The sequence below is a fragment of the Shewanella sp. SM87 genome (genome assembly GCF_025653705.1).
GTDB classification, from domain to species: Bacteria; Pseudomonadota; Gammaproteobacteria; order Enterobacterales; family Shewanellaceae; genus Shewanella; species Shewanella oncorhynchi.
The window spans coordinates 16,443-31,788 of sequence record NZ_JAKKSC010000004.1; the positions used below are offsets into that span (position 1 = coordinate 16,443).

Below are 15,346 nucleotides of genomic sequence, written 5' to 3' on the forward strand. Positions count from 1 at the left end.
GTTAACGCCTTGGCTTTGCCACTCAAAAAATCCTCGGACACTATTAGCCAGAATTCCTCTTTGAGCTTGGAGTGATTATGCTGAAGTCAATATTTCTGTCTTGTAACCATTGTTCAACTTTTTTCTTCTGTTTATAGGCGTCTTCATTTTTATTCATTACCCGCTCATGCTCGGCTAGCCAATAATACAGACCAACGCGTCCTATTCCGTTAACCATTTGAAATTCTGCGCCTCGATTTAATAGATCTAAAACAACATCGTATCGACGTCTACCGGCCGCTTCAGTTAACAAGGTAGCATCTGTGTTTATTTTTATATTAAGATCTGTGCCCGCTTCAATGAGCAGATAATAATTTCTGGGTATCGTTTTTCCGCCTAACTCCACTGTTTCCTCAATAGGTGGGGCATCAAACATTCCCCCTTTAAGATTGGGATCGCCACCATAGGCTAATGCCAACTGTAAAAAGCGACTATCTTTATTTCTGGTCGCCCAATGCATTACAGTACTAGAGCCCTCAAGTTTGACATTGGGTGTGGCACCTTGTTTTAGTAATTCTTCAAATCCATCAAGGTTACCCTTATAAATTGCCCAAAACAGGGGGGTGCCTGTCGACCTGCCCTGAGCGTTGACATCGACCCCATTTGCCACTAACTCACGGATTTTTTTGACATCGCCTTTTCCTGCCGCCTTCGCTAAAGCGCGAACTTGAGGATCAGGGAATATTTCATCCAAGTCCATTAGCACTAAAGAAGTTTCTCGCTGTTTCTTATTATGTGCTTTTTCGGCGTCTTCCAAAGCCCGAAAATGCGGCTCTGAAGCACAGGCACTGAGTAAACATGCAAACATCAAATAACTGATAAATCGTTTCAACATAGGCCTGCTCATGTAACTGTGATTTTATCCTATCATTCACTGCACTTGATGATAATGCTTTCCCCTCCACCCTCATATAAATTCCTTGTGCTATTGATGATTTCCATATTTTTCTTACAATCAACAGGGATATTTGCATGTAAGCTAATTAGTTTTTTTAGTCTTGCTAAACTAGGTTGACGGTCGCCTGTCTCAGTGAAATCAACAGCTTGAAACATATAGTATCGACCTTCACCATAGTCATTTTTTAAACTATTTAAATGTTCAGAATACTCGATACGGGTATTTAAATCGAAATAACGATTTTCAATACTCGTACAACTGAATAACATTAGAGTTAATCCCCATCCCCAGATCCTATTCATAATAATTCCTTTTTGGAACGTTGATCCGAACACCGATAATTAGGGGCGAGTTACTTAATGGTGTAACGAGTCCCTACTGGATAGAAATGCACTGTGTATTCTTTGGTATTTCCCGCCTCGATAAAGGGCAGTGTAATGGTAAAATATCCTTGCTCACCAGCAAAATTAGTATCCATCGCGACCAAGTCACCACACAATACTTTGGGATCAGAGCTTAATGCTCGTGTAACCAAACTTAAATCTGTTTCCCTATAAGGAATATTAATTGTCTCTTCTGGGTAAAAGTCATAAAAAGCCTTTTGGCTCGATTCTGGATATGTACAAACCAATAGTCCATGCTGGTTTCTCGCCAAACTTGGATAACGTTTTTTTTCTATAAACTTAACGGGTGTTTTTTTACCAATACGATATTGGTCTAGAATGATACGCTTTGTATTCAGTTGTATCCCTTGTTTTAATGAAGTGATAAACATCTCAATTCTTGCGTTATTAAAATATTCTGAATCAGTTTTTTTGGGTGGATAATTATACGCTCCAGAAATATAAAACTTGACTTGCACACCATTATCAAAAGTGATGACAGGGCTTAAAATGGGAGAATAATATCCTATATCAATCGGCCCTAAATACTCTTCGATATCCACTTTTTGCACACCGTAAGCAGTGCGAGTACTGTAACTATAGTAGGCACATCCTTGTACTAGGCTTGTTATCAACAACACCAATAACACAATATAGGCATTTCGCATTAGCGTTTCCTCTCAAAATTGGTTAAGTAATAGTGGTAGTTACCCACGCCTAATGCGTAATATTGTCCCGCCATTGCTGGCGCAATAGTACCTGCTAAAATGAAACTGTTTCTATTTGCCAATTTACTTAACACCTAAGTACATAACTGAAGATGCTGCTTGGCACAAAGTTGCGACCAGCAATCTAACATAACACCGAACGTTTTAACTTAGCTCATATCATTCACTGCACTTGATGATAATGCTTTCCCCACCACCCTCGTATAAATTCCTTGTGCTATCGATGATTTCCATATTTTTCTTACAATCAACAGGGATGTTCGCATGTAAGCTAATCAGTTTTTTAAGTCTTGCTAAACTAGGTTGACGGTCGCCTGTTTCAGTGAAATTTACAGCGTCAAAACTATAATATCGCCCCTCTTTATAGTCATTTTTTAAACTATTTAAATATTCAGAATACTCGATACGGGTATTTAAATCGTAATAACGATTTTCAATACTCGTACAACTGAATAACATTAGAGTTAAGCCCCAGATCCTATTCATAATAATTCCTTTTCGAAAAATCATAGATATAAGGAGTGCTGGCGCTCATTGCTATACCAGTGAATGCAGCACTGGGTGCCATACCAAGCAAACTCCATGTTTGAAAGGCCGTGTTGTAGGCTTCCGTTCCTGAAAGTACCATTCCCGTTGCAGTATCATACCCCTGAAAACCAACCAACTTTGATATATCTGAGTTCCAAAAGTCATGGCTTTTAGAAATTTGGTTTAATCCCACAATAACAACTTAAAGTGGCTTCTCACGTTTTAGTTTGATGATCTCCACTTAATCAGTTTTTTATGAAAATAGATGACTTGATGATTATCCAGCGGTAGCAGGGAGCCGGAAAAATCGAGAGCAAAATCCACATCTTCGACCTTTTCAGGGAATTTAAAGTACAAGTTATAACAATTATCTGCAAATTTACTGTCGACCAGTAAACTATCTTCCTTATCGCCAACATCTACACTGCGAGTACCCCATCCACCAAAAGAGTTATCAAAACCACAAAATTTAGTATCATAGTCTTTAAATTTCAGTATCCTATATGGCTTCAAATGCTGTTCAACACCATCAACCTTCATGATTAGCACAATATTGTTTGCTATTAACTCAACATGCAATTTCAAGGGTTTTATCCCCAATGCGAGTATAATTTCATCATCATTAAATTGGCTATCGGGCCAACGTTCCATTTCAATACCCAATATGGCATTACCGCGGTACTTGGTTTCATAATTGGTCAACAACAATGAGAGATGGACGCTAGAAAACTCAATGTACTTATCAAGACTCTTGTTCTGCGTATACTCTCTCGTATCAGGAACAGAATCCCACGGCTTGATTGAAGGAACACTGGCGACCTCCAAAGTGGTGGAAGTGCAGCCATACAAGCAAAGACCTATAAGCAGTAACAAATACTTCATCACTCATATCCTTAATTCATATCCATCAGCTCAAAACTAATTTAGCCAATACATCAGCCTGACCAACACCAAGTTCCTTAATGGGCTTTACTTAGTGGATAAAAATACACGGTTAACGCCTTGGTTTTTGCAATTCAAAAAAAGCCTCTGTCTGTTGGCCAGAATTCCCCTTTAAGCCAGGAGTAATTATGCTGAAGTCAATATTTCTGTCTTGTAACCATTGTTCAACTTTTTTCTTCTTTTTATAGGCGTCTTCATTTTTATCCATCACCCGCTCATGCTCGGCTAACCAATAATAAATCACGTAACCACTTGATCTAAAATCTATTATATTCAGCCACCCAGACGCCGCACCTAAAAACCTACCTTTTCCCCTTCCCACCTAAAGCACGCTTTTTAGCACGTTGTTTTTGGGCCGCTTTGCCGTTACGTCTTGGTTCGGTGTCCATTTTATTAAAGTCGGGTTCAAAGCCGGGTAACCATTGCTGTGGTAAACGCTTGTCTAATACAACTTCGACTTCTTCCAGTAATAGGGCGTCCTCTTGGCTAAAAAGGGTGATGGCAAGCCCTGCACTGCCCGCTCGACCTGTGCGACCAATACGATGAATATAATCTTCGGCGATAAAAGGTAGCTCAAAATTAATCACGTACTTGAGCTCGACGATATCTAGGCCTCGGGCGGCGACATCCGTGGCTACCAGCACTTGAATTTTGCCTTGTTTAAATTCCTGCAAGACTTTCTCGCGCGCACCTTGGGACAAGTCACCGTGAAACGCCTGAGTGATAATATCGGCTTTATTGAGTTGCTGAACCAGTTTGTCGACGCCTTGCTTAGTGCGGCTAAAAATCAGCACTTGGTGCCAGTTTTTACTGCGCACTAGATGGCTGACGAGTTCGGTTTTACGGTCGGCGTCGACGGCATAAACCACTTGCTCAATTTCGGCAGCGGTCGTATTGCGCTTGGCAACTTCAATCAACTTGGGATCGCGCAGTAAAGTTTTACTTAAGCTGAAGATGGCGGCATCTAAGGTGGCAGAAAATAACAGTGTTTGTCTGTCACTCGGCACTTGCTTGAGCACGGCTTGAATTTCATCCATAAAGCCCATGTCGAGCATACGGTCGGCTTCATCAAACACAAGCACGCTCAATTGCTTAAGACCCAATGCGCCTTGCCTGAGGTGATCGAGTAAGCGACCCGGTGTTGCGATTAACACATCTATCCCTGCATTAAACACAGCGACCTGCGCATCGATACTCACGCCGCCGTAGGCGATGCCGACACGGATATCTGTCCCTTTAGCGTACTTAACAAAACTCTGCTGTACCTGCACCGCCAGTTCACGTGTCGGCACTAAGACTAATGCACGTACAGGTCTCACCGCGGTTAACTCTTGCGCAGGGCTGAGTGCCAACAAATGATGCAAGATTGGCAAGGCGAACGCCGCGGTTTTACCTGTACCCGTTTGGGCGCCAGCCATCACATCCCGTTTCGCCAAGATGGCAGGGATAGCTTCTAGCTGGATAGGCGTTGGCGACTCATAGCCAAGGCTCGCTAAGGTATTCACTAATGTGGAGTTTAAGGATAAGACACTAAAAGACATTGCGGTTAACCACTGAAAATAATGACCAGAATCTTAGCAGACACAAACCCAAGCGACTAGCGCCATAGCGCTAGCCCTGTGGTTCTATCGGGTGAAACTAAATCAATTTCAGGATAGTTAGCCTTACCATAAGTCAGTCTCGCAATACGCCAGCATCACGATAGAAATGCGTCGAGATCTTCTGGTAGTTGCGGACGACTAAAGAGATAACCTTGGGCTTGATCGCACTGATTTTGTTGCAGAAAATCGGCTTGTTCTTTGGTTTCCACTCCTTCGGCGATAATGTCGAGCTTCAACGCATGTCCAAGCGCAATCACAGCTTTAGCAATCGCGGTATTGTTAGTGTCGAAGGGAATATCCCGCACGAAGGATTGATCAATCTTCAACTTATGGATGGGTAGTTTTTTCAAATAATTCAGCGATGAATAACCGGTTCCAAAGTCATCGACCGATAATTCGATACCCAGATCGCCAAGTAACTTTAAGTCGCGGATAGCAAGATCGGGATTTTGCATCATCACACTTTCAGTCACTTCAAGCTCTAAGTGTTTGGCGGGTAAGCCCGTTTCAGCTAAGACACGTTTCACATCATCCACAAAGGAGCTGCGCTGTAACTGCTGTCCAGCCACGTTCACTGCAATGCGGCCAAAGTGTTTACCTTCACTAAGCCAACGCATGCCCTGACGACAGGCGGTTTCTAGCACCCATAAACCGATCTCATGGATAAGACCAATTTTTTCAGCCACGGGTATAAATACCGCGGGGGAAATTAAACCCAGTTGAGGATCGTGCCAACGCAGCAGCGCTTCAAATCCCACGGTTTTTCGAGTCACTAAGTCGAGTTTTGGCTGATACATCAAGTACAAAGCATTTTGCTCAATCGCGCCATAGAGGGCACTTTGCAGCTTAAGATGCTCAAAAGACTGTTGCGTTAAGGACTCAGTATAAAAAGCATAATTATTGCGGCCATCATTTTTAGCGCGATACATGGCCGCATCGGCGTTACGCAGTAAAGTGTCCGCATCGGCTCCATCACTTGGATACAAAGACACGCCCATGCTCGCGGTCAAACGCAAGTGGTCGCCCGTGCTCACAATAAAAGGTTGGTCAAACACTTGGCGTAATTGATTAATGGCAACCGTGGCATCTTCGCTATTATCAATCCCCGAAATTAACGCCACAAACTCATCGCCACCAATCCGCGATAACACATCCTGATCGCCTACTTGGCTGCGTAAACGCTTGGCAAGCTCGACCAGCATTTCATCACCTATGCTATGGCCAAAACTGTCGTTGATATGCTTAAACAAATCGACATCTATCATCACTGTCGCTAACTGCAAATTCAGCCGCTTAGCTTGCCGCACTTCCTGTTTGAGCTGCATCATAAACTTCATGCGATTAGGCAAATGCGTTAGCGGGTCGAAATACGCTAAGTGCGTGAGTTGCGCTTCATTCTCTTTTTGGGCAGAAATATCGGCAAACACAGCGACAAAATAACGCACATCACCGACTTCATCATAAATCGTACTTATGGTGATATTTTGCGGGAAAATAGTACCGTTTTTACGCCGATTCCAGATTTCACCATTCCACTTACCGTTAGCCAACAGGGCATTCCACAGTTTGTCGAAGAATGCTTTATCATGGCGACCCGAGCTAAAAATCCGTGGATTCTGACCGAGCAGCTCTTCCCTCACATAACCTGTGATCTCAAAAAATGCGCCATTTACGTCGGTGATATTGCCGTGTCTGTCGGTCACAACCACGCCTTCGACCGAGTTTTTAAACACATTGGTCGCCAGTGTCAGTTGTTCTTCAACCGCTTTATGCTTGGAAATATTGCGAGTCATACCGATAACGCCCACAAACTCACCTTGGGTATTTAAGGTTGGGAGTTTGAGCGTTTCTAACCAAAGATGATTTTTAGCTTCATTGCCGTCTAAACACTCAGCGACAATAATAGGCATGCCAGACTCGATAGCGAGCCTATCACCCTCTAGAAAAATATTCGCAATTTCAGCACCAAAGAGTTCGACATCGGATTTACCGACAATCTCACTTCGGGGCATTTCCCATGCTTTCTCGACGCTGCGATTACAGAGTGTGTAAATGCCAGCGGCATTTTTCATCCAAATATGTTCTTCAAAACTATCAATAAAGGTTTGTAAATCGACCGTATCGACACACGTTGGCGCACCTCGGCTTAATGCTTCGGCCGCACTGTGCTGGCTCAATATCTCGCCTAACTGGCGTTGAATGCTATCGCTGATAAGCTTTGCCAGCTGCAGCGTTTTCGAATCTACGCCGAGCGCCTCGTTGTGATAAAAACATAAAAAGCCAAAATTTGCCCCAGATGGCCAAGCGAGAGATAAACAAATCACGCTGCCGATTGCGCTACAAGTGTGCCAATCTGAGTGCTGCCGAGTATCCATAATTAACAGAGGCTCACGTACCTGCTCAGTTAGCTGTGATACAGATAATGCAGCCGTGATTTGATGACTGCCTAATCGCGGCAATGCTGAAATCGGCTCACTCAGGCTGGACAACTTAGCATTGCTTAGAGGGGAAATAGTAGATTTATCAATAATATCAAATGGATTTGGAACAACTTCTGATGGTGTGAGCATTGATGGCATCACAACGGACTGGCTTATCGCAGGCTGGGGGTTAGCCAAATGATTGCCACTTAGGTGGCTGAGTATTGCCTGTATTTCACTTTCAGCCGCAGAGTCTGAACTTAACATGCTGCTAAGTTCACCCGCAGCATTCCATGCTAATAACATTGCTTTACTGCTTGATATCTCAGCGACTAAATTTAAGTCACTCAACCAGTTATCCAGCTGTTGCTGCGTAATAGGTACATCTATCATCATCTTGCCAACTCAGATCTCGTTACTGCTCAATCGGCCTACAGCGAGAATACCGTAAGACCTTAAACACATGCCCAATATTGCTACAGAGGGAAAACGTTAACCAAGCAGTAAAATCTCATAAAATTTTACGTTTAACATCAAATCAATACATCTCAATTGGCACTAAGGTTAGATCTAAAACTTACTCCATCATATCCACCTTTTAGGGTGGTAGAGGTCAAACCATCAAAATTCACACTAACTTACTCACACTCAGCAGACTGCTTGCACGGGTAAATCCAACTAACATTGCATTTGCTACTTTAGCACAAAATTTTAGTGTCAGTATCGCGATAAGTTTATTGAGTAACAATTAGTTAGACTTAATCAATTAAGTCTTCCCCCGATAATTCAGCACTTTCTTAGCGAGAGAAAACCATCCCTAAAGACATATATCAGCAATAACAGAGTTTTGATTGACAAAAATGCTATCTTATTGTCTACAATGGAAATAATAAGGCTGAAAAACCAAGGATATTTATGCCCACTGACGTCGTATCAAGCCAAGCTACCCTGCTCAACAGTAAACAATTATATCGCATTTGCGAACTCGACCAATTAAGCACAGATTGCCAATCGACAGCAGAACTCACACCTCTCAATGATATTGTCGGCCAAGAACGCGCCCAGCAAGCGGTAGAGTTTGCAATGGGAATTAAAGAAAAGGGTTACAACATCTACGCCATAGGTCAGAACGGCCTCGGCAAACGGACCATGATGCTGCGTTACCTAAGCCGTCACGAGCCAAACGACCATACCCTGTACGATTGGTGCTATGTGGTTAATTTCGATGATACCCGTTGCCCTAAAGTACTGAAACTGAGCGCAGGGACTGGGCTTGAATTTAAAAAAGCCGTCGAAAAGTTGATGCTTAAACTTGTCAAAGCTATGCCTTTAGCCTTTGATAATGAAATGTATTATGCCCGCACCGAAAAACTCAAAAGCCAATTATCACAGAAACAAGAAGTCGCACTCACTGAATTAACCGAAGAAGCGAAACAAAAAGGCATCAGCCTCAGTTTAACCATGCAGGGCGACTATCAAATGGTAGCGCTCAATGGTGAAGAACCCCATGACGAAGCTTCATTCGAAGCATTGACAGAGACTGAACGTAGTCAATTTGAAAGTAATATCAATGGCCTAGAGGTTAAACTACGGGGTATTATTCGCCAAATCACTGAATGGGAAGAAGAATTCAGCGATAAGCAGCAAGAGCATGACGAACAAGTCGCCAAAGAAGTATTAATTCATTTTATTAAGCCACTCAAAGATAAGTTCAAGCATCAGCCAGAAGCGCGGACTTTCTTAACCGGTATGCAGGCGGATATCTTAGACAATTTAGATATCTTTTTAGAAGAAAGTGAAGAACAACTGGGCCTAGCCTACGCTTCCCTTGAAAAGAAAATGCCCCGCCGCTACCAAGTTAACGTTTTGGTCGCTCAAGGGACTCAAAAATTCCCTATTGTCGTAGAAGAAAGCCCAAGTTATCACAGCCTATTTGGTTATGTGGAAAACGCTACCTTCAGGGGGACAGTGTTCACCGACTTCTCACTTATCCGCTCTGGCAGTCTGCACAAAGCTAACGGCGGCGTGTTATTGATGGATGCGGTAAAAGTGTTAGAACGCCCTTACGTGTGGGACGGGTTAAAACGCGCCCTGCGTTCACGCAAACTCGATTTAAGTTCGCTGGAGCGGGAAGTGTCACTGTCGGGCACGATTTCATTGGCGCCTGAGCCTATCCCCTTAGATGTGAAAATTATTCTGTTTGGCGATCACGAAACTTATCAGCTGTTACAGCACTATGATCCTGACTTCAGTGAGTTATTCCGCGTTACCGCCGATTTTGAAGATGTGATGGACAGAACCTCAACTTCTGAGGCGCACTATGCCCGCTTTATTTCGAGCATAGTTCACGACAACAACATGCTACATTGCGACCGTGCGGCTATAGCACGCATCATCGAATACAGCTCGCGTGAGGCCGAAGATCAACAAAAACTGTCGCTACACTCAGCCAATATTGCCAACCTGCTGCGGGAATCAAACTACTGCGCTAAATCTTCGGGTAGCCAGCAAATTTTAGTGCCGCACGTTGAGCAAGCACTGCGAAATCAAGAGCAAAGAGTCTCGCGTCTGCACGACAACATAATGCAAAGCTTTACCAACGGCACGACCTTGATTAGCACTCAGGGCAAAGTGGTTGGGCAAATCAATGCCTTATCCGTAATCTCGACCTCAGATCATCAGTTTGGTATGCCCAATCGCATCACAGCAACCACAGCGTTTGGTAAGGGTGAAGTGATGGATATCGAGCACAGAGTCAAACTTGGAGGCCGGATCCATTCTAAGGGCGTGTTGATCTTAACCGCTTATTTAGCCTCAGTTTTAGGTAAGACGGCGCAAATCCCGCTCACCACTTACCTCACCTTCGAACAATCATACAGCGGTGTGGACGGTGACAGCGCGTCGATGGCCGAATGCTGCGCCATTATCTCGGCTATTAGCGAGCAAGCAATTAGGCAAGATATTGCCATCACAGGTTCGATGAACCAATTTGGTGAGGCTCAACCCATTGGCGGCGTGAATGAAAAAATTGAAGGCTTCTTCGATGTCTGCAAAATAAAAGGCCGTACACCGGAACAAGGGGTGATTATTCCTGCCTCGAACATGGCCAACCTTATGCTGCGCAAAGACATTGTCGATGCAGTGGCACAGGGGGAGTTCCATATTTGGGCTATTACCCATGTGACTCAAGCAATGGAATTACTGCTCGGTAAAACCGCAGGAAGTTTGCCGCAAACGGCCGCACCTAGCCAAGGACAATATTCTCCCGAGAGTATTTTTGGCATAGCTCAGCAAAAGCTCACCGCACTCAGATCCTTAGTTAAAGCGGATTAAATAAAAACGAGAGAGACAAAAAAAGGGTTAGCACATGCTAACCCTTTCTTTATAAAGCTATTAAGCGAAATTACACTAAGCTTGTAAGCATTTCATCGCTGTAAGGAACAAGTTCAACGCCATCACGCACGCGAGCAACATAGTCAGGGTTAGCAATGAATGGGCGACCAATAGCAATCAAATCAAACTTATTCGCCGCAATCGCTTCACTGGCGGTTTCAGCGCTGTAGCTTCCAACACCCACTAAGGTTTTGCCATAGTGTGCGCGCACATAGCTTGAAGCTCTGCCACCAAGATAGTCGAATTCCATGCTGTCATCGAAAATTCCAATATGCACAAAAGCGATATCGCGGGATTCCAGCTCAGGCAAGAAGTAATCGAACACTTCGCGGTCACGACTATCTGCCGCCATATTGAAATAAGCCCCTGGAGAAATCCGTAAACCGGTTCTGTCTTTGCCGATACGAGCCACAACAGCATCGACAACCTCAAGCGCAAAACGGGACATATTGGCAGGTGTTCCACCGTATTCATCGGTGCGGCGATTGCTGTCATGGTGTAAGAAAGTGTCAATCAAATAACCATTTGCACCGTGGATTTCGACGCCATCAAACCCAGCTTCAATGGCATTTTCCACCGCTTTGGCGTAATCACGCACTAGGCCTTGAATATCCTCAAGTGTGGCAGGTTTTGGCGTGACATATGTCAGTTCGCGCATTCTTGGCACGCTGCCTTCGATCTTCTGTGCTGATGCCGCAAGCACATCACCACCACCGAAAAAGTGTGGATGAGCAACACGGCCCGTATGCCATAACTGCACAAAAATCTTACCGCCATTGGCATGTACCGCATCGGTCACTTTACGCCAGCCAGCAATTTGCGCTTGAGTAAAAATACCAGGGGTATTTGGATAACCTTGGGCATCGGGACGAATAATCGTCGCCTCTGTGATGATCAAACCCGCTTCGGCGCGGCGTGCATAATAGGCGACCATATCATCGGTCGGCACTAAATCGGCATCCGCCATACAACGGGTTAAAGGTGCCATTAAAATACGATTATTTAAGGTAATAGTGTCATTAAGTGAGTAGGTATCGAACAGATTTACCAATGAATTTGGCGTGGTTTGTGTGGTCATTTTCTCAGTCCCATTCTTGAATATGCATTCAAAATATTATTATTTGAACGATCATTCAAGTTCATTTTTGAATGTTTGTTCAAATTTAGGTAGAATCTGGCCTAAGCGTTTCTATACAAGTGAATTAAATTCGATGCGTAATGCAGAGTTCGACCGAGAACAGGTACTTCGCGGCGCTATGGCCGCCTTCATGCACAAGGGTTACACCAAAACGAGCATGCAAGATCTTACTCAAGCCACGGGATTACATCCGGGGTCGATTTACTGTGCCTTCACCAATAAACGCGGGTTATTAATCGCGGCCATAGAGCAATATCAACTCGACAGAAACGAGCAATTCAACAATCTATTCGGCAATGGCGAGAATGTGCTTACTAATTTGAAAACCTACTTAGATCATCTCGTTATTGAATGTCTGAGTTGCGATAGCGCCCAAGCTTGCTTACTGACAAAAGCGTTAAATGAAATTGCAGAGCAAGATGTTGAGATCCGAGACATCATCAATCAGTATCTACAATCTTGGCAGCAAGCACTCACACTACAATTTGCCACCGCAACGTTACAAGGACTCCTCCAAGGCAATCGCAGCAGCGAGCAAAGAGCCCAATATTTAATGATGGGAATTTATGGTTTAAGAACCTTCGCCCACACCCATCCTAATGCCGAAACCTTACAGTACCTTGCAGACCAATTATTGGCAGAAGTCTGCCATTAAAGTGCGTTAATTTGTGGGACAGTAAATATCTGAATGACTAACCGAATATGATTAGGCGAACAAGCGCTAACATTAATAGAAATAGATGGATTGAATAGAATTTTTGCAGAAGATGTCGGGACGATAATTTAGCAAAGCGAATTATTCGTCCCAAGAATGACGATTAGTTTAAAATGTTAACCTATATTAGCTTGAGCAAACACTCTCTCGCCTAATGAATTCAATATCTTACACTCACCTTCAAGTACAGCAATGATAGATTTTCCCTTGCGGAAACTTGCAGGTATCATCACACGCCCAGCTTCACTCACTGGCAAATTACCTAATACGGCGTTGTGCATAATTAACCCTACGGGGGCATCATAATATAAAACAGTTACAGTCGCTTGATTTGCTTGCATCACATTTAACTCACATTAAGCAGCATCTACTGCGTTATATTTACGTCGCAAGAGAGCTCCCTGTCCTCAACATTTTAAAATATCCAGAAAGATATTTTAAACATTTTAAATCAATTGCTTAAGGTCTTATTCAAATTTTATGATTTTTTATTGGATACAATACTGTCTTATACTGTACACCTTGGGCTATTTAAGCACTTCGGCAAAAAGATGCCAATCTATTTCTATTATGTTAATCAATTACCCACTATCGATCACATATAAGACACAAATAAAGATGCGTTTTTATGCATTTTTTAGAGTAAATAACCTAAATTTGAGTTATCAGTAATCTACTTAGCTTTAAATCCCACTCGAAATCCGCCCCAATGTTTACCGTTTACAAAAATGGGCACAGACAAGTCGTGCATCACTTCGCCCGTATCGCGTTTATAAGTTTGCAATAGCACAGGTTCAGTATGGGCGCCGCAACGGATCCCTGTCGGATCATTAAACAAGCGTTTGGTTCGATTGTGCACCATATCAACCTCAACTTTGCCTGTCAGTGCTTGGCTAAAGCGTTTATTATGGGTCGGAAAATAACCTTTCCTATCAACGGCTCCCGCATAAATAATTTCGCTGTGTTTTGCCAGAATGGGCTCTTGAATTGTTGGAAAATGCTGATCGGTATAACGATCGAAAGCCGTGCTGTATTTCTGCGGCTGAGTATTGGTAATAGGTTGGTATTTAGGATTAAACAAATCAGCCTCGCTAAAACTGCCACTGGCTAAACCTTGTGCTAACTTGTCACCGCACGCTTTAGCGGCAACATTCGCCAATTGCAGAACCTGCTGATCGAAGGTTTGTGTATCCCATTTAGACAACGCTTTAAAAATACCCTCAGTGGTCAAGGATAAAGTAAAGGCTTGCTCGGATACGCTATGACTCTGTTTACCCGTCGAATTTAACGAGTCACGTATTTGAGTCACCGAGCGGCTAATGTCGTTAGTAGTGTTGTTATATTGTTTGAGTGAATCTTCCATATCACCTAAGGCATGGGCCGATTGGGTCACAGAAGCCGAAATCTCAGTGAAGTGCGCGTCTAACTCGCCCATGGCGGCGACCACATCGGCTGTTTGCGTCACGACTCGCTCCATCAGCCCAGAAGTTTTATCCGTTTCACTGCGGATTTCTAATAGCATTTTGCCAATATCTTGGGTTGCACCCGCCGTTTTCCCCGCAAGGCTACGTACTTCGTCAGCCACGACCGCAAAACCTCGACCCTGCTCTCCCGCACGAGCCGCTTCGATAGCCGCATTTAAGGCCAACAGATTCGTTTGCTCGGCAACGGAGTTAATCACCTCGGTAATTTTTTGGATTTCTTCGGCTCTTGATTTAAGCGCCTGCACTTGCTCTGCGGCAGTATCAATATCCGTACTCAGTGAACGAATGGCTGCAACACCTTTCTGAGCTTGACTTCGTCCCTGCACGCTAACGCGCTCAGCCTCTTGAGCTTGGCCTAAAATATCTGCCGCATTATCGCCAAGTTGGGCCGTAGTGTGACTCAATTGCCCCGCGGCAACCGCAATGGCGCTGGCATGCTCGCCATTTGATTCAATTGATTTATTCAGTAAATCAATAAAATGCGACACCTCAGCCGAACCAATAGCCATTTTGCTGGTTTGCACACTAATGTCGTGGGCGGGGATGCTTTGCTCTTGTAATACCTTAATGTTTGCCTCATCGGTGTCGAGCTTAGCCTTAGATGCGTGCAAACACACCCATACTACTAAACCACAGGCAAGAACGCCCAAGATCACCGCCTGCACAATACTCGGAAGATGCAGTCCCTCAAGTAATAAACTCCCCAGAGTGACCAGCGTAAAACTGATGAAAATTAAAATTTTGTGCTGTATTTCCATATACTTCCCGTAACTGCGCAAGGTAAAAATGAAAGGGAAATGCTAAGAGTCGAATCATTAGCCTTCGTTCAGCTGCTATCAATTACAGCGGCTATTGCTTACAACTGACGAGGGAGGACTAACTATGATAGCGCTCAAGATTTATAGTTTTAGTCTATTTCTCTGAATAAGCTAGATAATTTATCTCGCTAAATAAACAAAGTAGAAGTTAGCTATCATCAACAGTCTCACGAGCGTATGGCATTAGACATTAGTATTAATCTATCGCGATATAGTCCTTGCCTATCTAAAAGCGGATCTTCCTTGATAAAACCAACTT

The 15,346-nt window shown here is 43.7% G+C and carries 14 protein-coding genes; 2 read left to right on the top strand and 12 right to left on the bottom strand.

Translation table 11 applies throughout. The features are described 5' to 3' along the window. Positions 1-43: 43 nt before the first annotated feature. The 9 genes from L5M11_RS04205 to L5M11_RS04245 all read right to left on the bottom strand — a co-directional run bounded on the left by L5M11_RS04205 (position 44) and on the right by L5M11_RS04245 (position 7,935). The gene (locus L5M11_RS04205; protein WP_263191475.1) at positions 44-874 is read right to left on the bottom strand and encodes an ankyrin repeat domain-containing protein; all 831 of its coding nucleotides are present in this window, start codon (positions 872-874) and stop codon (positions 44-46) included. A gap of 32 nt (positions 875-906) precedes the next feature. Further along, the gene (locus tag L5M11_RS04210; protein WP_263191476.1) at positions 907-1,239 is read right to left on the bottom strand and encodes a hypothetical protein; all 333 of its coding nucleotides are present in this window, start codon (positions 1,237-1,239) and stop codon (positions 907-909) included. 50 nt (positions 1,240-1,289) lie between these two features. Then, a complete protein-coding gene (locus L5M11_RS04215) occupies positions 1,290-1,988 on the bottom strand; it encodes a hypothetical protein (protein ID WP_263191477.1) in 699 nt (232 codons plus the stop codon). 219 nt (positions 1,989-2,207) lie between these two features. After that, on the bottom strand, positions 2,208-2,534 hold the full coding sequence (locus L5M11_RS04220; RefSeq protein WP_263191478.1) for a hypothetical protein: 327 nt from the start codon (positions 2,532-2,534) through the stop codon (positions 2,208-2,210). Then, a complete protein-coding gene (locus tag L5M11_RS04225) occupies positions 2,527-2,769 on the bottom strand; it encodes a hypothetical protein (protein WP_263191479.1) in 243 nt (80 codons plus the stop codon). Before L5M11_RS04225 ends, L5M11_RS04220 begins: the two co-directional genes overlap by 8 nt. Positions 2,770-2,798: 29 nt before the next feature. Next, positions 2,799-3,458 (bottom strand): hypothetical protein, encoded by a 660-nt coding sequence (locus L5M11_RS04230; protein ID WP_263191480.1) that lies wholly within the window; start codon positions 3,456-3,458, stop codon positions 2,799-2,801. 112 nt (positions 3,459-3,570) lie between these two features. Beyond that, positions 3,571-3,726 (bottom strand): hypothetical protein, encoded by a 156-nt coding sequence (locus L5M11_RS04235; protein ID WP_263191482.1) that lies wholly within the window; start codon positions 3,724-3,726, stop codon positions 3,571-3,573. Positions 3,727-3,820: 94 nt separating this feature from the next. After that, entirely contained in the window at positions 3,821-5,059 is a 1,239-nt protein-coding gene (locus tag L5M11_RS04240; RefSeq protein WP_263191484.1) for a DEAD/DEAH box helicase, read from the bottom strand. A 155-nt stretch (positions 5,060-5,214) separates the two neighbouring features. Further along, positions 5,215-7,935, bottom strand: coding sequence for a bifunctional diguanylate cyclase/phosphodiesterase (locus tag L5M11_RS04245; RefSeq protein ID WP_263191485.1), 2,721 nt, complete (start codon positions 7,933-7,935; stop codon positions 5,215-5,217). Positions 7,936-8,454: 519 nt separating this feature from the next. On the opposite strand from L5M11_RS04245, the gene L5M11_RS04250 reads away from it, so the two are divergent. After that, on the top strand, positions 8,455-10,872 hold the full coding sequence (locus L5M11_RS04250; protein ID WP_198572106.1) for a Lon protease family protein: 2,418 nt from the start codon (positions 8,455-8,457) through the stop codon (positions 10,870-10,872). Positions 10,873-10,942: 70 nt separating this feature from the next. On the opposite strand, the gene L5M11_RS04255 is transcribed toward L5M11_RS04250, so the two are convergent. Continuing rightward, the gene (locus L5M11_RS04255; RefSeq protein ID WP_263191486.1) at positions 10,943-12,010 is read right to left on the bottom strand and encodes an alkene reductase; all 1,068 of its coding nucleotides are present in this window, start codon (positions 12,008-12,010) and stop codon (positions 10,943-10,945) included. A gap of 133 nt (positions 12,011-12,143) precedes the next feature. Here L5M11_RS04255 and L5M11_RS04260 point away from each other — a divergent pair, with 133 nt between their 5' ends. Next, on the top strand, positions 12,144-12,725 hold the full coding sequence (locus tag L5M11_RS04260; protein WP_028760776.1) for a TetR/AcrR family transcriptional regulator: 582 nt from the start codon (positions 12,144-12,146) through the stop codon (positions 12,723-12,725). Between the two features lie 176 nt (positions 12,726-12,901). Here the strand turns inward: L5M11_RS04260 and L5M11_RS04265 are convergent, their stop codons facing one another. Then, complete coding sequence (locus L5M11_RS04265) at positions 12,902-13,126, bottom strand: TIGR02922 family protein (protein ID WP_028760777.1); 225 nt, start codon at positions 13,124-13,126, stop codon at positions 12,902-12,904. A gap of 332 nt (positions 13,127-13,458) precedes the next feature. Next, the gene (locus L5M11_RS04270; RefSeq protein ID WP_131523011.1) at positions 13,459-15,027 is read right to left on the bottom strand and encodes a methyl-accepting chemotaxis protein; all 1,569 of its coding nucleotides are present in this window, start codon (positions 15,025-15,027) and stop codon (positions 13,459-13,461) included. Positions 15,028-15,346: the final 319 nt, after the last annotated feature.

Coding starts and splice junctions, on each gene's coding strand:
- L5M11_RS04205 (WP_263191475.1), bottom strand. CDS start 874: ATGTTGAAACGATTTATCAGTTATTTGATGTTTGCATGTTTACTCAGT.
- L5M11_RS04210 (WP_263191476.1), bottom strand. CDS start 1,239: ATGAATAGGATCTGGGGATGGGGATTAACTCTAATGTTATTCAGTTGT.
- L5M11_RS04215 (WP_263191477.1), bottom strand. CDS start 1,988: ATGCGAAATGCCTATATTGTGTTATTGGTGTTGTTGATAACAAGCCTA.
- L5M11_RS04220 (WP_263191478.1), bottom strand. CDS start 2,534: ATGAATAGGATCTGGGGCTTAACTCTAATGTTATTCAGTTGTACGAGT.
- L5M11_RS04230 (WP_263191480.1), bottom strand. CDS start 3,458: ATGAAGTATTTGTTACTGCTTATAGGTCTTTGCTTGTATGGCTGCACT.
- L5M11_RS04235 (WP_263191482.1), bottom strand. CDS start 3,726: ATGGATAAAAATGAAGACGCCTATAAAAAGAAGAAAAAAGTTGAACAA.
- L5M11_RS04240 (WP_263191484.1), bottom strand. CDS start 5,059: ATGTCTTTTAGTGTCTTATCCTTAAACTCCACATTAGTGAATACCTTA.
- L5M11_RS04245 (WP_263191485.1), bottom strand. CDS start 7,935: ATGATGATAGATGTACCTATTACGCAGCAACAGCTGGATAACTGGTTG.
- L5M11_RS04250 (WP_198572106.1), top strand. CDS start 8,455: ATGCCCACTGACGTCGTATCAAGCCAAGCTACCCTGCTCAACAGTAAA.
- L5M11_RS04255 (WP_263191486.1), bottom strand. CDS start 12,010: ATGACCACACAAACCACGCCAAATTCATTGGTAAATCTGTTCGATACC.
- L5M11_RS04260 (WP_028760776.1), top strand. CDS start 12,144: ATGCGTAATGCAGAGTTCGACCGAGAACAGGTACTTCGCGGCGCTATG.
- L5M11_RS04265 (WP_028760777.1), bottom strand. CDS start 13,126: ATGCAAGCAAATCAAGCGACTGTAACTGTTTTATATTATGATGCCCCC.
- L5M11_RS04270 (WP_131523011.1), bottom strand. CDS start 15,027: ATGGAAATACAGCACAAAATTTTAATTTTCATCAGTTTTACGCTGGTC.